The organism is Rhizobium sp. CF080 (assembly GCF_000282095.2).
GTDB lineage: Bacteria > Pseudomonadota > Alphaproteobacteria > Rhizobiales > Rhizobiaceae > Neorhizobium.
Window position 1 is genome coordinate 449,271 of sequence record NZ_AKKC02000008.1, and the last position, 18,780, is coordinate 468,050.

Here is an 18,780-nt window from a genome sequence, read left to right on the forward strand (position 1 = left end):
CATGACGGAAGCCCAGACCGATCTCGACCGCGTCTTCGCGCATATCGAGGAAAACCGCGAAAGCTTCATCGAACGGGTAATGGATTATGTCCGGCATCCTTCGATCAGCGCCCAGAACAAGGGCATCGCGGAAGTGGCGGCCATCCTCGTGGACATGCTGAACGGCATGGGCATGGAGGCGGTGACCATCCCCACGAAAAATCATCCGATGGTGCTTGGCCGCATGGAAAAGCAACCCGGCAAGCCGACCGTACTCCTCTACGGCCATTACGACGTGCAGCCGCCGGAGCCTTATGAACTGTGGCTCAGCCCGCCCTTCGAGCCGACCATCCGCGACGGCCGCATCTATGCCCGCGGCATCGGCGACAACAAGGGCCAGCATTTCGCCCAGCTGATGGCGCTGGAATCGCATCTCAAGGTGACCGGCGAACTGCCCTGCAACGTCATCTTCCTGCTGGAAGGCGAGGAGGAGATCGGCAGCCCGCATATCGCCGAGTTCGTGGCGGAGCATGCGGACAAACTGGATGCCGCGGATCTGGTCGTCACCTCCGACGGCCCGCTGCATGAATCGGATACGCCGATCATCACCTTTGGCGTGCGCGGGGTGGCCTCCTTCGAACTGCGCGCGAAGACCGCCAATCGTGATGCCCATTCAGGCAATTTCGGCGGCGTCATGCCGAACGCGATCTGGAAGCTGGTGCATCTGCTCGCCACGATGAAGAACGACAGGGGCGAGATCACCATCGACGGTCTTCACGATGTCGTCGTGCCGCCGACCAATATGGAGCGCGAGGCGGTCGACAAGCTGCCACTCGATCTTGATGCGATCAAGGCTGATCTCGGCATCAAGGAACTCGACGCGCCGCTCGACCGCGGCTATTTCGACCGTCTGATGTTCCATCCGACGCTGACGATCAACGGCCTGCATGGCGGTTACGGCGGCCCGGGCCAGAAGACGGTTCTGCCCTGCGAGGCGTTTGCCAAATGCGACATCCGCCTGGTCGAAAGCCTGACGCCGGATTACGTGTTCGAAAAGGTGCGGGCACACGTCGCGGCCCACGCGCCGGACGTGGAGTTCATAGCCCTCAACGCCATGCTGCCGTCGAAGACGCCGATGGACAGCCCGTTCGCACCGGTCATCCAGGACGCCATCTTCACCGCCCGCGGCGTTGAGCCGCTGCTCTACCCGACCGTCGGCGGCTCGCTTCCGGATTACGTGTTCACCAAGATCCTGAAGAAGCCGGCGTTCGTCGTGCCTTACGCCAATGCGGATGAGGCGAACCACGCGCCGAACGAGAATTTGAAACTGGATTTGTTCATTGATGGCATCAAGACAGGTGCGGCGCTGCTGACGAAGCTGGGCGAGATGAAGCTTGAGGGGTAATTGGGGATGCGGAGGCCTGTGTCGTCATAATGCCTTCCTCCGACTCGTCTCCTCCGCCGTCATCCTTGGGTCAAGCCCGAGGATGACGGAAGTGAGGAGGGCGGTCGTGCTCTGCGCTGAACGGCTTGAGCCGCCAGGAAGAAACTGCGGCCTATTTCGTCACGTCTATCACGACCCGGCCACGGATCCTGCCGGCGATAATGTCCTCGGCGAGTTGCGGCAGGTTGGACATCGGTTCCGTCGTGGTAATCTCCGCAAGCTTGGCGGGATCGAGATCACGGGCGAGCCGCGCCCAGGCCGATAGCCGCTGCTCCCGCGTGGCGATCACCGAATCAACGCCGATCAGCGTCACGGCGCGCAGGATATGCGGCAGCACGGTTCCCGGAAGATCTGCCCCGCCGGCAAGGCCGCAGGCGGCGATGGCGCAGCCGCGCATCGTCTGGGAGAGCGCATTGACGAGGGTCGTCGAACCGACGCTGTCGACGCCGCCGGTCCAGCGTTCCTTCTGCAGCGGGCCGCCCTTTTCCGCAAGCACGGCGCGGTCGATGAAATTGGTGGCGCCGAGCGAGGCGAGGTAGTCGTGGGTTTCCGGCCGGCCGGTGGAGGCGGTAACGTTGTAGCCGCGCGCCGCCAGCAGAGCTATCGCCACCGAGCCGACGCCGCCGGCCGCACCCGTCACCAGCACCTCGCCTTCACCCGGCTTGATCGAACCCCATTTTTCCAGCGCGTCGACGCAGAGAGCAGCCGTGTATCCGGCGGTGCCGATCGCCATCGCCTGTTCCATCGAGAAGGCATCGGGCAGGCGGATCAGCCATTCCGGCTTGACGCGCTGGTAGCGGCCAAAGGCGCCCCATTCGGTTTCGGAAAGGCCCCAGCCGTTCAGCACCACCTTGTCGCCCGCCTTCCATTCCGGCGAACGGGATTCGATGACCGTGCCGGAAAGATCGATGCCGCCGATCATCGGCATGCGCCGGGCGATGCGGCCCTTGCCAGTGATTGCCAGTCCGTCCTTGTAGTTCAATGTCGAATAGGCGATCTCGACCAACACGTCATTGTCGGGAAGGTCGGCGATCGAGATTTCTCTGAAGGCGCCTTTCGGCTTGCCGTCGACGGCATCGATCACCATGGCGGTGAAGGTCTCGGTCATGTCTCTCTCCCGATATTCTGGTGGGCCGATATTCTGGTGTGATTGAATTTAAGCGGAGGCCTGCACGATGGTATCGCGCTTGGCGCGCGCGTCGAGCACGGCGGAATAGCTTTCGCGCACATAGGCGAGCAGCCTAGCGAGCGCATCGGCTGCCTTGGCATCCTCGCGACTGCGTACCGCGTCGACGATTTCCTGGTGCAGCGAGGCGACGTGGCGGCGCTCGCGCACCCGGAAGACGATCATGTTGGTGATCGGAATGAAGGCCTCGATGACCGTGTACATCATCAGCTTCAAAGGACCGTTGCCGGTCGATTCCACCAGCGCCCTGTGAAAGCGCACGTCCGAAGCGCAGAAATCCTCGTCGCTGACAGCTTCGTCGAGTTGCACCGCGATCTCCGCCTCCATCGCAGCGAGATCGGCTTCGTTGCGATTGCTGGCGGCCAGCCGGCAGCAGACGGCTTCCGTTTCCAGCCTGGCGGTGATGATCTCTTCGATGTCGAAGGCGCCGATGCCGACGAGCAGGGTGGCCGCGCCGGTGATCGCCTTGGACAGGCCTTCCGGATCCGGCCGCTTGACGAAATTGCCGCCGGTCGGGCCGCGTTTGGAATGGATGAGGTTCTGGGCGGCGAGGCGTTTCAGGGCTTCGCGCACGGTCGGGCGGGAAATGCCGAAGCTTTTGGCGAGCTCTTCCTCGGTCGGCAGGCGTTCATCGATCTTCAGCCGGCCATCCATGATCGCCGAACGGATATTGTCAGACACTTGTCTGGCGATGCCCGTGCGGACAACCTCGTCGTATTTGAGGATCATGTCATCCTTCCCGCATATTCCTGGGCCCAGTCTCCTGTCTATAGTGATGCCATGGGAGCAGTGAAAACGCTACTGCTTTTTAAATATAGGTTTGACAAATAGGGGAATGGGAATAACCTCGCCCCCAAGAAACAAGGGGACAAGAGGATGGGCGCAATCGCATTCGGTGAAGCCGGAGTGCAGGGCCTGAAGGCAGGATTTTCGCGGGAGGGCGTCCTTGTCCTCTGAGCGCGCGAACCGTCTTCTCTCCCTCCTCGAAAACCGGCTGGACGCCGCTGCGATCCTCACCGGCGATGCGATTTCGGATGGCTATGCTGCGGATGCGACCGCTCCTGGCGCCCGGCCCGCAGCCGTTCTGCGCCCGCGCAATACCGAAGACGTTTCCGCCATTCTTTCCGCCGCCAGTGAACTGCGCCAGCCGATTGTCGTGCAGGGCGGACGCACCGGGCTTTCCGGCTCCTCCCGGCCCATCGAGGGGGAGGTCTCCATCTCGCTCGAACGGATGAACGGCGTCGAGTCGATCGACATTGCGGCCCAGACGATGATCGTCAAGGCGGGCACGCCGCTGCAGGTCGTGCAGGAGGCGGCGAGCGATGTCGGCCTGTTCTTCGGCGTCGATATCGGCGCGCGCGGCACGGCCACCGTCGGCGGCAATATCGGCACCAATGCCGGCGGCATCCGGGTTCTGCGTTACGGCATGTACCGGGCGCAGGTCATGGGTCTGGAAGCGGTGCTGGCGGACGGGACCATACTTTCCTCCCTCAAGGGGCTGCCGAAGGATAATTCCGGCTACGATCTTAATCCGCTGTTCATCGGCACCGAAGGCACGATCGGGGTCGTGACCCGCGCCTGCCTCAAGCTGCATCCGAAGCCGCGGATCGAGCGCAATGCCTTCGTGGCGCTGCCGTCGCTGAGAGCGGCGCAGGAGCTTCTGGCAAGGCTGCGCGTGGAATTGTCCGGTCTGCTCTCCGCCTTCGAGGCGATCTTTCCGAATGTCTATGAAGGCACCGTCGATTATATGGGCATCCGCCCGCCGGTCGAAAAAGGGGCCGGCATGTATGCCATGGTCGAGATCCAGGGTCAGGCGCCGGATCAGGACAACGAGCGTTTCGAAACGGCCCTGGCCGCCGCATTGGAAGACGGGCTTGCGATCGACGTGGTACTCTCCAATTCGCTGCGCGAGTTCAACGGGCTCTGGGGAATTCGCGACGGCATCAACGACTATCTGTTCGGTACCGGGGTGATGATCGGCTTCGATATTTCCGTGCCGCTTTCCCGCATGCAGGAATTCCTCGACAAGGCCGCACTCGCCGTCGAAGAGATCGATCCGGAGGCGCGGACCTATATTTTTGGCCATCTGGGTGATGGAAACCTGCATTACTGCATGTTCAGCCATCACGAGAAAAAGGTCGCCGAGGCGATCTTCTCGGGCATCGAAGCGGTCGGCGGCGGTGTTTCCGCCGAGCACGGTATCGGCACCGACAAGGTGAAGTACCTGAAATATGCCCGCAGCGAAGCCGAGATCGCCACCATGCGCCGGCTGAAAACGGCATTCGATCCGAACTACATTCTCAATCGTGGCCGGGTCTTCGAACCGCCGGTTTTTTTGCTGCAGGCGGAGCGCGCGTAGATGTCGATCCATATCGCGCCGGATACGAATCTCTCGGACAGCAAGGTCAGCCTCGACGACCGTTATACGCTGGAAAAGGGTCGTATCCTGGTGTCTGGCACACAGGCGCTGGTGCGCCTGCCGATGATCCAGCGGAGCCGAGATCTGGCGCGTGGACTGAATACCGCTGGTTACGTGTCCGGCTACCGCGGTTCGCCGCTTGCCGGTTTCGACCGGGAGATGGGACGTGCGAAGAAATTTCTCGATGCGAGCCATGTAAAATTCCATCCGGGCCTCAACGAGGATATGGCGGCGACAGCCGTGTGGGGCACGCAGCAGACCGGCATGTTCCAGGGCGTTCGTTACGACGGTGTGTTCGGCATGTGGTACGGCAAGGGGCCGGGCGTCGACCGCAGCATGGACGTGATCCGCCATGCCAACGCGATCGGCACCAACCCCAACGGCGGCGTGCTGCTGTTGGTCGGTGACGACCATGGGGCGGTCTCCTCGACGCTGCCGCACCAGAGCGAGCACAATCTGATCTCGGCCATGGTGCCGCTACTGTCGCCGGCCGGCGTCGGCGAATATATCGAATACGGCCTGCTCGGTTTTGCGATGAGCCGCTATTCCGGCGCCTGGATCGGCTTCAAATGCCAGACCGAGATCGTCGAATGTTCGGCGACCGTCGATCTCGATCCGGACAAGCCGCAGATCGTCATTCCGGACGAGGTTTTCGCGCCGGATGGCCTGTCGCTGCGCTGGCCGGACGGGCCGCATGCGATGGAGCTGCGGCTGGAGCGCAAGATGCTCGCCGTGCAGGCTTTCGCCCGCGCCAACCGGCTGGATCGCGCCGTCTGGGGAACCACGGGCCGTGCCAGGCTCGGGATCGTTTCAACCGGCAAATCCTGGCTCGATCTTTTAGGCGCCCTGGCGCTGCTCGGCATCGACGAAGCCCGTGCCGCCGAACTCGGCATCGCGTTCTACAAGGTCGGGATGGTCTGGCCGCTGGAGCCGCAGGGGATCGCCGATTTTGCTTCCCGTGTCGACGAACTGCTCGTGGTCGAGGAAAAACGCTCGATCCTTGAAGACCAGATCAAGGCGCAATTATTCAACCTGCCCGCCGAGCGGCGTCCGCGCGTGTTCGGCAAGGCGGGCGAGAGTGGTTCAACGCTGCTGCAGGCGATCGGCGAGATCAATACGCTCTCGGTCGCCAAGGCCATTCTCTCGCGGCTCGGCATGCTCGACGCGGCGCTGCAGGCCAGGGCGCGGTTCGTCGAGGAGATGACACTTGCTCTTGGAGTGGAGGCGACTGCGCTCCGGCGCGAAGCCTATTTCTGCTCGGGCTGTCCGCACAGCGTATCGACCCGACTGCCGGAGGGAAGCCGTGCCTCCACCGGCATCGGCTGCCACATGATGATCATCGGCAACGAGGATCGCAACACCTCGACCTTCACCCAGATGGGCGGCGAGGGCGGTGCCTGGATCGGCCTGTCGCCCTTCACCGACGAGAAGCACATCTTCGTCAACATGGGCGACGGCACCTATTTCCATTCCGGCCTGCTCGCCATTCGCGCCGGGATCGCGGCCAAGGTCAACGCCACCTACAAGATCCTCTACAACGACGCCGTCGCCATGACCGGCGGCCAGAAGCATGATGGCGACGTCACCGTGCCCGGCATTGTCGGGCAGATGCTGGCGGAGGGTGCGGCGCGCGTCGTGGTGGTCGCCGAGCGGCCGGAGGTTTGGCAGGGCAATCTGCCGCGCGAAGTTTCCATCCATCACCGCGATGAGCTTGATGCGGTGCAGCGCGAATTGCGTGATATCCCCGGCGTAACGGTGCTGGTCTACGATCAGGTCTGTGCCGCGGAAAAACGCCGTCGGCGGAAACGCGGCGCCTATCCGGTCTCGGACAAACGCGCCTTTATCAACGAACTGGTCTGCGAAGGCTGCGGTGACTGTTCCGCCGTCTCCAACTGCATCTCGATCGAGCCGCAGGAGACCGAATTCGGCCGCAAGCGGCGCATCAACCAGTCGAGCTGCAATACCGATCTGTCCTGCATCAAGGGCTTCTGTCCGAGTTTCGTTACCGTCGAGGGCGGCAGCATCCGCAAGCCGGCGGCGAAGTCGAAATCGGTGAAGACCGACGATCTGCCGCTGCCCGTGTTCACCGCGACCTTCGAGACGCCTTATAGTATGCTGCTGGCCGGCATTGGCGGCACCGGCGTCATCACCGTCAGCGCCATCCTCGCCCAGGCGGCTTTGCTCGACGGACTGGCCCTGGTGACCCTAGACCAGACCGGCCTTGCCCAGAAGAATGGCTCGGTCGTGTCGCATATCCGGCTGGCGAAGGACCCGGCGCAGATCAATGCGGTGCGGATCGGCCCCGGCGAGAGCGACCTGGTGCTCGGCTTTGATATCGTCGTCGCCGCGCAGAAGAATTCGCTTGCCTCGTTTGCAAAGAACAAGACGCGGGCCGTCATCGACGACCATTTTGCGCCGACCGCTTCCTTCGTGAAGGATACAACGATCGATTTCCGGCAGGAGGCGACGCTGAAGTCTCTGCGCCGTGCCGCCGGAGAGGAAGCCGTCGAAACGGTTGCCGCAACCGATCTGGCGACGGCGCTGCTTGGCGATGCGATCGCCGCCAACATGTTCCTGCTCGGCCATGCCTGGCAGCGCGGGCTGGTGCCGATCAGCCTTGTCGCCATCGACAAGGCGATCGAGCTCAACGGCACGGGCATCGCCCTGAACCGCGCCGCCTTCGGCTGGGGGCGACGGGCTGCCATCGATCTAGAGGCTGTCGCTCGCGAAGCCGGACTGGCGAAGACCGAGCCGAAGGCCGAGACGTTGGAACAGATTGTCGCCCGTCGCACAGCCTTCCTCACGGATTACCAGAACGCCGCCTATGCGGCGCGTTATGCCGGCCTTGTCGATATCGCAAAATCGGCCGAGATGCGTTTGCGCGGCGTGACCGGATTTGCCGAAGCGGTGGCGAAGAACGCCTTCAAGCTGATGGCCTACAAGGACGAATACGAGGTCGCCCGGCTGCATCGCGACCGGAGTTTTGAAAAGAAGCTCGCCGAACAGTTCGAAGGCGATTTCAGGATCAGGCATCACCTCGCGCCGCCGATGATCGCCAAGATGGACCAGCGCACCGGCCATCCGGCGAAGATCGCGTTCGGTGGTTGGATCCGCCCCGTCTTCGCGGTGCTCGAAAAGTTGAAATTCCTGCGCGGCACGTCCTTTGATCCTTTCGGCCGTACGGCCGAGCGGCGGATGGAGCGGCAGCTTATCGCGGACTATTTCGATCTCGTGACCGAGCTTTCGGCCGGGCTCGATATCGGCAATCATGCGCTTGCCGTCGAGCTTGCCGGGCTGCCGGACATGGTTCGCGGCTTCGGCCATGTGAAGCTCGCATCCGTCGAGCGTTTCGAAAAGCGTAAAACCGATCTCGTTGCGAAATGGCGGGCGAGGGAGCCGCTCACCCATGTCGCGTAACCGTTACCGTATCCGAGAGTGACCAGCATGGCAGAAAAGATCATCATCGATACCGACCCCGGCCAGGACGACGCGCTGGCCATCCTGCTGGCGCTCGCCAGCCCGGAAATCGAGGTGCTGGGGATCGTCGCCGCCGCCGGCAACGTGCCGTTGTCGCTGACGACCAAGAACATTCGCAAGATCTGCGAGCTGGCCGGCCGCCCCGACATCAAGGTGTTTGCCGGCTGCAGCCAGCCGATGACGGGACCGCTCGTCACCGCCGAACATGTCCACGGCGCGACCGGCCTCGACGGCGCCGATCTTCCCGAACCGACCATGCCGCTCCAGGAACAGCATGGCGTCGACTTCATCATCGAGACGCTCACGAGCGAACCGGCCGGCACGGTGACCGTCTGCACGCTCGGGCCGCTCACCGATCTCGGCAAGGCTTTGACCCGGGTTCCCGAGATCGCGGGCCGTATCAAGAAGATCGTGCTGATGGGCGGCGGGCTGTTTGAGGGTGGCAACATCACGCCGGCCGCGGAATTCAACATCTATGTCGATCCGCAGGCGGCCGCCGTCGTGTTCGGCTCCGGCGTGCCGATCGTGATGATGCCGCTCGACGTCACCCACAAGACGCTGACGACCCGCGCCCGCGTCGCCGCAGTCCAGGCGATCGGCACGCCGCTTTCGGATGCCGTGGTCGGCTGGCTCGATTATTTCGAGCGCTTCGACGTGGCAAAATACGGCAGCGACGGCGGGCCGCTGCACGATCCGAACGTGATCGCCTACCTCCTGAAGCCGGAGCTCTATTCCGGCCGGCTCTGCAACGTCGAGATCGAGACGGAGTCCGAACTCACCAAGGGCATGACGGTCGCCGACTGGTGGGGTGTTTCTGGCCGGCCGAAGAACGCGATGTTCATGCGCGACGTCGATGCGGACGGTTTTTATGCGCTGCTGACCGAGCGGCTGTCATGGTTCGGCCGGGCGGAGGCGGCGGCGCCAAAGCTGCGGCTGGTGTAGCACTTCACCCTCATTCCTGTGCTTGTCACAGGAATGAGGGTATTTGGGGCCGTCCTCCGGTTTCCAACAGAGACCGCAACACAATTTCACGGCATCTTCCGCGGAATGATCAGCGCATCGAGAATGCGCACGCCTTTGCCATCGGGCAAAACTGCGACCGGGTTCAGATCGATCGCCTCGATATCGTCGCCGTATCGGGCGGCAAAGTCCGATACCTTGACCAAGAGTTCGGCGAGCGCCTGGCGATCCGCCTTCGGCGCACCGCGATAGCCTTCCAGCAGCGATGCCAGTTTCGTTTCGCCGATCATCGTGTCGGCGCGGGCAAGGTCGATCGGCAGGAGATCGAAGGCGCTGTCCTTCACCAGTTCCACCAGCACGCCGCCGATGCCGACGACGAGGCCGAAACCGAAGGGTTCGTGGCGGACAAGACCGACCAGTGCCTCGATGCCGCCCGTCACCATTTCCTGTACCGAGACGCCGCGCAGTGCGGCGTCGGAAGCATAGGCGCGCGCGTTTGCCATGATGGTGTCGAAGGCGGCGCGGGCTTCCGCTTCAGAAGCGATGCCGAGCTTTACGCCCCCGGCTTCGGTCTTGTGCAGGATATCGGGCGACTCGATCTTCATGACCACCGGGAAGCCGAGCTGCTTTGCGAATTCGGCGGCAGCATCGGCACTGGTGACGAGTTGTTCCCGGGGGACCGGTAGTCCTTCGGTGGCGAGCAGTTGTTTGGCCTCGCGCTCGGTCAAGGCACCGGCGGGGAGATTCTTCCTTGTCGCCGCGACCTTGCCGGGCCAGGAAACGACCTCGCTCCGAGTGATCAGGCTGCGAACGGCCGTCAGCGCACTTTTCGTGCCGCGCAGCACAGGTACGTTTGAGAGTTTGGCTTCGACAGCCGGATGATGGCCGGAGGAGAGGTTGCCCATGAACACGACCGGCGCCTTGCCCGTCCCGGCATAGTCGGACACCGCTTCGGCAATGCCGAGATATTCGGAGGCGCAGAAATCGTCCAGGCCGAGTGGTGCATCCTGCGTCGCCACAATCAGGCCGATCGACGGATCGTCTGCAAGCCCATGCAGGACATCGCGATAGATCCCCCCGTCGGCAAAGACGACGCCGGTCGTATCGAGCGGGTTCTGCGGTGTGGCAAAGGGCGGCAGCAGCGCCTTTACCCGGGCAACCGTTTCCGGCTGCAGATCGGGTAACGAGAGACCAACCTCGTCGGCGATATCGGAGACATGCGCCACGCCGCCGCCGGAGACGCCGACGATCGCGACGCCCGGTTTGGTGGGCCGGCCCTTCAGCGTCAGGCAAAGCGTCGCCGTCTCCATGAAGCCGTCCATGTCCGACACTTCGATGATGCCGACCCGGCGGAAGAAGGCGCGGTAGGCGTCGTTGCTGCCGGCGAGCGAGCCTGTATGGGCGGCGGTCGCCTGGGCACCACGCTCAGAGCGGCCGGCGCGGAGGGCGATTACCGGTTTGTTGGCCGCGTGCATCTTCTCCATCGCGGCCGCGAGTTTTTCCGGCTCGCGGATGGCTTCGATGACGATGCCGACGGCGCTGGTCTCATCGTCCGCCGCGAGGAATTCGAGGTAGTCGGGAATATCGGTCGCGGCGCTGTTGCCGGAGGAGACGATGTGGCTGAGGCCGAAGCGGCCGGTATTGCCGAGCGCAATGGCGCTGGCCCCGGAATGCGAGAGGATCGCGAAGCGGCCCTTTTCGAGATTGGTCGAGAGGCTGGAGGAATAGAGTGCGGCGCCTGAGCCGAGATTGAAGAGGCCGAGGCAGTTCGGACCGCAGATCGCCATGCCGTAACGTTCGGCGATTTCGACCAGTTGCCGCTGCCGCTCGCGGCCGGCTTCGTCCAGTTCGGCGAAACCGGAGGCCAGCACGACCGCCGCCTTGACGCCGGTGCTTCCGGCCTCTTCGAGGGCCGCGATCACCTTGTCGGCGGCGATGCCGATCACGGCCACATCGGGTGCGTTATCCAACGCCGAGAGGGAGGGCGAGGCGGGAAGTCCGAAGATCGTCCCGGCCTTCGGATGCACCGGAATGATCTGTCCCTGATAGCGGAAGCGCATCAGGTTCTTCATCACGTAGCTGGAGGAGGCGTCGGCGCGCTCGGTGGCGCCGACAACTGCAATGGAGCGCGGCGCCATGAGGGCCTGCATCGCCTCAGGCGTGTTGGCCGTCATGACCAGGGCCTCAGTCGAGGCCCTTGAAGGGATCGTCGCGGAAGGCGAGGTATTCCTTCAGTGACATCTTGGCGAGGTTCGCCATCCATTCGCGGCCTTGCCTGGTCACGTGAAGAGCGGCAATCGCCTCGATATTGTACTGGAAGGACGGCATCAGGCCGGCGACCATCTGCTGGTTGTTGATCGAGGCCTTGGTGTATTTCAGTGCCGGAACCGGCATGCGGGCCAGCTTGCGGGCGAGGTTTTCGGTCTTTTCCTTGAGCTGGTCGGCCGGCACGACCTTGTTGATCAGGTGCATGCGCAGCGCCTCCTGTGCGTCTACCATGTCGCCGGTGAACATCAGCCAGCGCACGTCGCGGGTGGCGAGCAGCCAGGGCATCATCAGCGCCGGCGGGCCGGAATTGTGGCGCACTTCCGGTTCGCCGAACTTGGCGTTGTCGGCGGCGATCGCGAGATCGCAGCACATCATCAGCTCGAGCGCACCGGCAAGCGCGTAACCGTTGACCGAGGCGATGACCGGGATCGGGGCGCGCCAGATGTTGAGCAACGCCTCGGCGTTCTCGGTCATATCCTCGCGCCAGAAATCGATGTCGACGTCGAAATCGCCGCCCTGCAGGTCGTAACCGGCGGAGAAGGAGCGGCCCGCGCCGGTGATGACCAGCGCGTTGACATCCGGATCGGCAACGGCGGCAGTGACGGCCGCGTCGATCTCGCGGATCACCACCTTGTTCATCGCGTTCATCTTGTCGGGGCGATTGATGGTGATCGTCGCGAACTTGTCGGTGGCATCCTTCTCGTAAAGGATTGTCTCGTAGCCGTTCATTTGCTGGTTCATGGGCAGTTCCCCTTGTTCTTGAACTATTTGCCGGCCTTCTTCAGCGCCGCATAGGCGACGGCCATCTTCGCGGCGAGCCGCGCATTGTTCTTCACCAGCTCGATATTGGCCTTAAGGCTTTCGCCCTTGGACAGTTCGTTGATGCGGGCGAGCAGGAAGGGCGTCAATTCCTTGCGGCCGATGCCGCGCTCGTCCGCCTCGCGCACGGCGTCGTTGATGGTGCCGTCGATGAATTCCGGTGTCAGCGCTGCCGCTTCCGGGATCGGGTTGGCGATCATCAGGCCGGTGCCGGTGCCGAGCTGGTGGTGGAGATACATGGCCCTGGCGATTTCTTCCGGCGTATCGAGCCGGTGGTCGGCCTTGAAGCCGCTCTTTCGGGTGAAGAAGGCTGGGAAGTCGTCGGTGCCGTAGGCGATGACGGGCACGCGCTGGGTTTCGAGATATTCCAGCGTCTTGGCGATATCGAGGATCGACTTGACGCCGGCGCAGACGACGGCGGTTTTTGTGCGGCCGAGCTCGGTCAGGTCGGCGGAGATGTCGAAGGTCTGTTCGGCGCCGCGATGCACGCCGCCGACGCCGCCGGTCGCAAAGATGTCGATGCCGGCGAGATCGGCCATCAGCATGGTGGCGGAAACCGTGGTGCCGGCCGACTGGCCGCGCACCATGGCGACGGCGAGGTCGCGTCCGGAGGCTTTTACGACGCCCTTCGCCTGGGCGAGTTCTTCCAATTCGCTGTGTTCGAGGCCGACGCGCAACTCGCCATTGACGACGGCGATGGTGGCCGGGATCGCGCCATTCTCGCGGATCACCGCCTCGACGCCGAGCGCGGTTTCGAGGTTCGCCGGATAGGGCATGCCGTGGGTGATGATGGTCGATTCCAGCGCCACGACCGGGCCGCCGGATGCGAGCGTCTCGGCCACTTCACGACTCAGCTTCGGTTTGATGAGGGCCATTTTTGTATTCCTTGGATCGTTTTCGGCGACTGAGGCTCAGCCGGCCAGTCGGTGCATATTGGCTTCCAGGAAGCGTTCGGACAATTCCGTATGGACGCTTGCGGTGCTTTCGGTGGTCAGCGTGCCGAGCAGCGCGCCGGTGCGGGCCGCAGTGTAGGTGTCTTCGCCATGCAGGATGCGGTGCAGCGTGCCGGCGATCATCGCGTCGCCCGCGCCTGTGATGTCGATCGGTCGGGCATGCACGGCCGGGAAGGTGCGGGCGCCTTCGGTGCCGGCAACCGCGATGCCGCGTGGACCCATGGTGACGACCGCCTCGCGCGCGCCGGCCGCCTGCAGGGCAAGTGCCGCTTCCTTTGCATCGTCGATCGTCTCGTGCGCCTTGCGTCCGAGGACCGCGTTTGCCTCGTCGATATTCATGAACAGCAGGTCCACGCCGGTGAGATCCCTTGGCAGCCGAGCCGCCTTGGGCGTCGAGACCGCGTCGATAGCCAGCCGGAAACGGGCGCCCTGGCGCTTGGCGATGAGCGCGGCCAGCGTTTCGGCCGGCAGGTTGCAGTCGGAAAATACCCAGCTTGCGGCGGCGAGATGCGGCCAGATGCGCTCGATATGGTTCGGCAGCAGCAGGTCGAAAATGCTCATGTCGGCAATGCCGAGCACGAGGTCGCCCTTGGTGTCGAGGATGGCGGCATATTCGGCCGTCGGGCGCTCGGTGGTGGTGATGATCTGGCTGACATCGATGCCGCGGTCGCGCATGTGTTTCAGCACCGCCCGCCCGCCTTCGTCGTCGCCGACGATCGAGACGAAACTGGTCGTGGTGCCGAGAAGCGCCAGGTTTTCCGCGACGTTGCGGGCGACGCCGCCAAGGCTGCGCACACCGTCTACCGGGTTGGATGTCTCGAAGACGAACTCCTGCTTGGCGCGGTACTTGCGGTCGAGCACGGCGCCGCCGATGCAGACGGCGCGGGTCTCGGCCGGCATCACATAGCCGCGGCCGAGGATATAGCCCTTCTGCATGAGCTGCACGATGTGGGCGGCGACCGTGGAGCGCGCCAGCCCGAGCATGGTGGCGATCTCCTGCTGTCCCGCGAACGGGTTGTCCTTGATGATTGCCAGGACGGCCGCTTCCTGTGGCGCAAGGTCATCCATGTTCCGTCGATCGTCCTTGAGGCGAGAACCACGTTGCAACTTCGTTAATTTTGATATGGACAACAACAGATGTTTTTGTCAACATCTGTTTGTCAGATGTGAATTGGAGGAAGCCATGTCCGTTTCGAGCGCCAATCCAGCGTCATCCCATGGTGCCGTTCCCGGCATTCCGGTGATCGATGTCGGCCCCTTCATCCACAACGAGGCAGGCGCTGCGGCCGTCGTCAAAACCATCGAGACGGCCTGCCGCGATACCGGGTTCTTCCTCGTCACCGGCCACGGTGTTTCGCCGGAGGTGACGTCCAGGCTCTACAATCTCGCCCGTGCCTTCTTCGACTACCCTCAGGACTGGAAGAAGACCCAGGGCCGCGGCACCGGCGTTGTGGGCGGCGTCGCATTTTCGCCGATCGCTGAGGAAGCGCTTGCCGCGACACTCGGCATCAAGACGCCGGGCGATTACAAGGAAAGCCTCAACTTCGGCCAGAACCTTCCCGGCGATACCTGGCCGGACAGGCCGGACGGGCTGGAACAGGCGTTCCGTGATTATTTCAAGGAAATGGAAATCCTCGCCAAGCATATGCGCCGGATCTTCTGCCAGGCGATCGGGCTTGATCAGGATTATTTCGAGCCTTCCTTCGAGAACCATCTCTCGGCGCTGCGTGTGATCAACTATCCGGAGCAGGACGAATCGCCGCTGCCGGGCCAGATGCGCGCCGGCGTCCACACCGATTACGGTTTCATGACCATCCTTCGCTCGGAAGCCTCGGCCGGCGGGTTGCAGGTGCGCAACCGCAATGGCGAATGGCTGGACGCGCCGTCGATCGAAGGCGCCTACGTGATCAACATTGCCGACGCCTTCATGCGCTGGACGAACGACGAGTGGGTCTCGACGCCGCACCGGGTCGCCAATCCGCCGACCGGGTTCAAGGGCACTGCCCGCCGCCAGTCGATCCCGTTCTTTCTCAATCCGGCCAAGGATACGGTGATCGAGTGCCTGTCGCCTTTTGTAAAAGGCGGCGCAAAATATGAGCCGATTACCTATGGCGAATATATCGACCTGAAGACGAAACAGGCTTTTTCGAAGGGCTGATGACTGACTAAACTCGACTGAACCTGTGCGCAGAAGCGGAGAACCGCCGGCACATATCGATCAAAGATCGCAACAAGGGGAACTGGACATGATGGATTTGACAAGGCGGCAAACGCTTGCCGGAATGAGTGCACTCGCCGCGGCCGGCCTTTTCGGCCTTCCGGCGCGGGCTCAAGCGAAGACGCTGGTCGTGCCGACGCTCGGCGGTGTGTGGGAACAGTATTGGCGCTCGACCGTCGGTCCCGCCTTCACCAAGCAGACCGGTGCGGCCGTGACGCTCGACGTCGGCAACGGCCGCGTCTGGGGGGCCAACCTGCGAGCGGCGGGCGCTGCCAAGCCGCCCTATTCGATCGTGATGACCAACGAGGTCTTCGCCTCGGGCCTGCGCAAGGAAGGCTTCTTCGAGAAGCTCGACCTCACCAAGCTGCCGAACTACGCCGACCTCTATCCGCTTGCCAAGAAGACCGACGGCTGGGGCGCGATCGGCGCCGTTTCGCCGATCGGCATCGGTTACCGCACGGACCTCGTGAAGACCAAGCCGAAATCCTGGAAGGACCTTTGGAACAATCCGGAATTCAAGGGCAAGATCGGCCTCTACAACTTCGCCAACAGCGCCGGCAAGATGGAGCTGCTGCTGTTTTCGAAGATCTTCGGCAAGGATCAGTATGACGTCGATGCCGGTTTCGCCGCTCTCCAGAAGCTCGGCTCGGTGATCCAGGTGGACTTCAACCTGTCGACCGGTCTCGCGTCGGGCGAAATCGTCGTGGCACCGTTCGACTTCGGCGAGATCGCCCGCCTGCGCCGCCAGGGCCTGCCGGTCGACTGTGTGATCCCGGAAGAAGGGATGTTCATGTTCGACCAGACCATCAACATTCTCGTCAATGCCCCGGAAAAGGAGCTGGCCTATCAATACGCAAACTTCCTGCTGTCGCCGGAAGTGCAGGGGATGATGATGAAGGAGTTCTTCATCTCGCCGACCAATTCCAAGGTGGTCGTGCCGGCCGATCTCAAGGCCGACGTGCCGGTTTCGGGCGCCGACATGGACAAGATCCTCACCTGGGACTGGAACTTCGTCAACGAAAAGCAGGGCGAACTCGCCGAACGCTGGGCGAAGACCATCAAGTGATTTCCCCCACTGCGATCATGGCTTGCCCTCAACGGCCGGCCATGATCGGCTTTTTTCGGGGTCAAGCTCTTCAATTGGAAAGTGGAATTTCATGACAGAGGTTAGCATCGAAAAGCTGACCAAGGACTACGGGCAGGGTCCCGCGGTCAACAGCATTTCGATCAGGATCGCCGAGGGCGAGTTCATCTCGCTGCTCGGGCCGTCCGGTTGCGGCAAGACGACGACGCTGAAGATGATCGCCGGTTTCGAGGACGCGACCGCAGGGGCGATCCGCTTCGACGGGCGCGACGTCGTGGCAGTGCCGGTCGAAAAGCGCGATATCGGCATGGTCTTCCAGAACTATGCGCTGTTTCCGCATATGACGGTCGAAAAGAACCTCGCCTTCGGGCTGGAGATGCGCAAGACGCCCAAGGACGAGATCCGCATCCGCATCGCCAAGGTGCTGGATATGGTGCAGCTCACGGGGTATTCCGAGCGTTATCCGCGCCAGCTTTCCGGCGGTCAGCAGCAGCGCGTGGCGCTTGCCCGGGCTCTCGTCATCGAGCCGAAAATCCTGCTGCTCGACGAACCGCTCGCCAATCTCGACGCCAAGCTGCGTGAGGAGATGCGGGTCTTCATCCGCGACCTGCAGCGCCGCGTCGGGATCACCACGGTCTATGTCACCCACGACCAGGCCGAGGCGATGACCATGTCCGACCGGGTCGTGGTGATGTTCGGCGGCCGCATCGCCCAGATCGGTACGCCATCGGATATCTACGAGCGGCCTGCCAATCTGGAAGTCGCAGAGTTCGTCGGGCAGGTGAACATCATTCGCGGCAAGGTGGGCAATCGCGTCGTTTCGACTGCCTTCGGCGATGTGCCGGTCAGCGGAGATTTCGCCGATGGCGCCGAGCTGATGCTGGCTCTGCGGCCGGAAGCGGTCGAACTGCTGCCGATCAACTCGGGGGCGATGGGTGCGCAGGCTAAGGTTCTCTCCAGCTATTATTCCGGCAGTCTCGTCGACTACCGGCTGGAGCTTGCGGGCGGCGTTGTCGTCAACGTCCAGACTTTTCCGCGCACGCGGTTTGCGGACGGCGAGCAAGTGCTGGTGCATGCGCCGGCCGATCGCTTCTGGCCGCTTGGAAGTGCGGCATGAATGTCCCGCCCAAGAAACGGCTCGGACCGCTGCTGCTGATCGCACCCGCCGCGATCCTGCTCGGCGTCTTTCTCGTGTTGCCCTATCTCAATATCGTCGTCATGAGCTTCCGGATGCCGGGGCAGGGTACACCCTATGGCCCGGGCTTCACGCTGGGCAATTACGGCAAGTTCTTCTCGGACTTCTTCTACATCCAACAGGTGATCAACACGCTGTGGATCGGCTTTCTGACGACTTTCCTCTGCCTGATCCTTGGTTATCCCGTCGCCTGGCAACTGGCGCGCGGAGCCTCGGCTTTTCGGGCTGTCGGCTATGCGCTGGTGCTCTCGCCGCTTTTGGTCGGCATCGTCATTCGCAGTTACGGCTGGACGATCCTGCTCGGCAATAACGGCATCATCAACCGCACGCTGACCGGCTGGGGCCTCATCGATGGGCCGCTGCCGCTGATGTATAACGCGCTCGGCATCATCATCGCGCTGGTGCATGTCTTCCTGCCCTTCATGATCCTGCCGATCATGAGCGCCATCCAGGGCATTGATCCATCGCTCGAGGCCGCCGCCCGGTCGCTCGGGGCGTCGAAGGTCACCTCCTTCCGGCGCATCACCCTGCCGCTGTCGCTGCCGGGCATCCAGGCCGGCTGCATCCTCGTCTTTGTTCTGTCGCTCAGCGCCTATGTGACGCCGTCGCTGATCGGGGGCTTGAGGGTCAAGACCATGGCGGTGACCGTGGTGGATGCGCTGATCGATACGTTCCAATGGCCCTTCGGTTCGGCGCTGGCGCTGATGCTGTCGGTGACCGGTGCGATCGTCGTCGTTATCTTTGGACGGCTGACCGTCATGAAGTGGAAGGCTTGAGC

At 63.0% G+C, this 18,780-nt stretch carries 14 protein-coding genes; 8 read left to right on the top strand and 6 right to left on the bottom strand.

All coding sequences use genetic code 11. From position 1 onward, the window contains the following. The first annotated feature begins 1 nt into the window (after position 1). A complete protein-coding gene (locus PMI07_RS19210) occupies positions 2-1,384 on the top strand; it encodes a M20/M25/M40 family metallo-hydrolase (protein ID WP_007760383.1) in 1,383 nt (460 codons plus the stop codon). Between the two features lie 151 nt (positions 1,385-1,535). Here PMI07_RS19210 and PMI07_RS19215 read toward each other — a convergent pair whose 3' ends face one another. Together PMI07_RS19215 and PMI07_RS19220 are read right to left on the bottom strand one after the other, a co-directional pair. Continuing rightward, a complete protein-coding gene (locus tag PMI07_RS19215; RefSeq protein ID WP_007760380.1) occupies positions 1,536-2,531 on the bottom strand; it encodes an MDR family oxidoreductase in 996 nt (331 codons plus the stop codon). Positions 2,532-2,579: 48 nt separating this feature from the next. Then, positions 2,580-3,338: an FCD domain-containing protein gene (locus PMI07_RS19220; RefSeq protein ID WP_024163941.1), complete on the bottom strand. Its 759-nt coding sequence runs from the start codon at positions 3,336-3,338 to the stop codon at positions 2,580-2,582. 217 nt (positions 3,339-3,555) lie between these two features. On the opposite strand from PMI07_RS19220, the gene PMI07_RS19225 reads away from it, so the two are divergent. Genes PMI07_RS19225 through PMI07_RS19235 form a run of 3 tightly spaced genes read left to right on the top strand, consistent with a single transcriptional unit; the run spans position 3,556 to position 9,447 of the window. Continuing rightward, positions 3,556-4,968, top strand: coding sequence for an FAD-binding oxidoreductase (locus PMI07_RS19225; protein WP_007763568.1), 1,413 nt, complete (start codon positions 3,556-3,558; stop codon positions 4,966-4,968). Further along, complete coding sequence (locus PMI07_RS19230; protein ID WP_024163942.1) at positions 4,969-8,445, top strand: indolepyruvate ferredoxin oxidoreductase family protein; 3,477 nt, start codon at positions 4,969-4,971, stop codon at positions 8,443-8,445. Positions 8,446-8,472: 27 nt separating this feature from the next. After that, complete coding sequence (locus PMI07_RS19235; RefSeq protein WP_007758149.1) at positions 8,473-9,447, top strand: nucleoside hydrolase; 975 nt, start codon at positions 8,473-8,475, stop codon at positions 9,445-9,447. Positions 9,448-9,533: 86 nt separating this feature from the next. On the opposite strand, the gene PMI07_RS19240 is transcribed toward PMI07_RS19235, so the two are convergent. Genes PMI07_RS19240 through PMI07_RS19255 form a run of 4 tightly spaced genes read right to left on the bottom strand, consistent with a single transcriptional unit; the run spans position 9,534 to position 14,573 of the window. Then, positions 9,534-11,639 (bottom strand): acetate--CoA ligase family protein, encoded by a 2,106-nt coding sequence (locus PMI07_RS19240; protein WP_007758151.1) that lies wholly within the window; start codon positions 11,637-11,639, stop codon positions 9,534-9,536. Positions 11,640-11,649: 10 nt separating this feature from the next. Further along, a complete protein-coding gene (locus PMI07_RS19245; protein WP_007758156.1) occupies positions 11,650-12,474 on the bottom strand; it encodes an enoyl-CoA hydratase/isomerase family protein in 825 nt (274 codons plus the stop codon). A gap of 23 nt (positions 12,475-12,497) precedes the next feature. Beyond that, positions 12,498-13,427, bottom strand: a complete 930-nt coding sequence (locus PMI07_RS19250; protein ID WP_007758157.1) for a pseudouridine-5'-phosphate glycosidase — start codon at positions 13,425-13,427, stop codon at positions 12,498-12,500. Positions 13,428-13,463: 36 nt separating this feature from the next. Then, positions 13,464-14,573: a carbohydrate kinase gene (locus PMI07_RS19255; RefSeq protein ID WP_007758158.1), complete on the bottom strand. Its 1,110-nt coding sequence runs from the start codon at positions 14,571-14,573 to the stop codon at positions 13,464-13,466. A 115-nt stretch (positions 14,574-14,688) separates the two neighbouring features. Between PMI07_RS19255 and PMI07_RS19260 the strand changes: the two genes are divergently transcribed. The 4 genes from PMI07_RS19260 (at position 14,689) to PMI07_RS19275 (ending at position 18,778) form a co-directional block, all read left to right on the top strand. After that, on the top strand, positions 14,689-15,663 hold the full coding sequence (locus PMI07_RS19260; protein WP_024163943.1) for a 2-oxoglutarate and iron-dependent oxygenase domain-containing protein: 975 nt from the start codon (positions 14,689-14,691) through the stop codon (positions 15,661-15,663). An 88-nt stretch (positions 15,664-15,751) separates the two neighbouring features. Continuing rightward, on the top strand, positions 15,752-16,789 hold the full coding sequence (locus tag PMI07_RS19265) for an ABC transporter substrate-binding protein (RefSeq protein ID WP_024163944.1): 1,038 nt from the start codon (positions 15,752-15,754) through the stop codon (positions 16,787-16,789). Positions 16,790-16,880: 91 nt separating this feature from the next. Further along, entirely contained in the window at positions 16,881-17,924 is a 1,044-nt protein-coding gene (locus PMI07_RS19270; RefSeq protein ID WP_007772145.1) for an ABC transporter ATP-binding protein, read from the top strand. Next, positions 17,921-18,778: an ABC transporter permease gene (locus tag PMI07_RS19275; protein WP_024163945.1), complete on the top strand. Its 858-nt coding sequence runs from the start codon at positions 17,921-17,923 to the stop codon at positions 18,776-18,778. The genes PMI07_RS19270 and PMI07_RS19275 overlap by 4 nt, the downstream gene beginning before the upstream one ends. Positions 18,779-18,780: the final 2 nt, after the last annotated feature.

Excerpts from the sequence above, each read along its gene's own strand:
- PMI07_RS19275 (WP_024163945.1), top strand. The coding sequence starts at position 17,921 with ATGAATGTCCCGCCCAAGAAACGGCTCGGACCGCTGCTGCTGATCGCA.
- PMI07_RS19245 (WP_007758156.1), bottom strand. The coding sequence starts at position 12,474 with ATGAACCAGCAAATGAACGGCTACGAGACAATCCTTTACGAGAAGGAT.
- PMI07_RS19270 (WP_007772145.1), top strand. The coding sequence starts at position 16,881 with ATGACAGAGGTTAGCATCGAAAAGCTGACCAAGGACTACGGGCAGGGT.
- PMI07_RS19210 (WP_007760383.1), top strand. The coding sequence starts at position 2 with ATGACGGAAGCCCAGACCGATCTCGACCGCGTCTTCGCGCATATCGAG.
- PMI07_RS19215 (WP_007760380.1), bottom strand. The coding sequence starts at position 2,531 with ATGACCGAGACCTTCACCGCCATGGTGATCGATGCCGTCGACGGCAAG.
- PMI07_RS19260 (WP_024163943.1), top strand. The coding sequence starts at position 14,689 with ATGTCCGTTTCGAGCGCCAATCCAGCGTCATCCCATGGTGCCGTTCCC.
- PMI07_RS19255 (WP_007758158.1), bottom strand. The coding sequence starts at position 14,573 with ATGGATGACCTTGCGCCACAGGAAGCGGCCGTCCTGGCAATCATCAAG.
- PMI07_RS19235 (WP_007758149.1), top strand. The coding sequence starts at position 8,473 with ATGGCAGAAAAGATCATCATCGATACCGACCCCGGCCAGGACGACGCG.
- PMI07_RS19220 (WP_024163941.1), bottom strand. The coding sequence starts at position 3,338 with ATGATCCTCAAATACGACGAGGTTGTCCGCACGGGCATCGCCAGACAA.
- PMI07_RS19250 (WP_007758157.1), bottom strand. The coding sequence starts at position 13,427 with ATGGCCCTCATCAAACCGAAGCTGAGTCGTGAAGTGGCCGAGACGCTC.
- PMI07_RS19230 (WP_024163942.1), top strand. The coding sequence starts at position 4,969 with ATGTCGATCCATATCGCGCCGGATACGAATCTCTCGGACAGCAAGGTC.
- PMI07_RS19265 (WP_024163944.1), top strand. The coding sequence starts at position 15,752 with ATGATGGATTTGACAAGGCGGCAAACGCTTGCCGGAATGAGTGCACTC.
- PMI07_RS19240 (WP_007758151.1), bottom strand. The coding sequence starts at position 11,639 with ATGACGGCCAACACGCCTGAGGCGATGCAGGCCCTCATGGCGCCGCGC.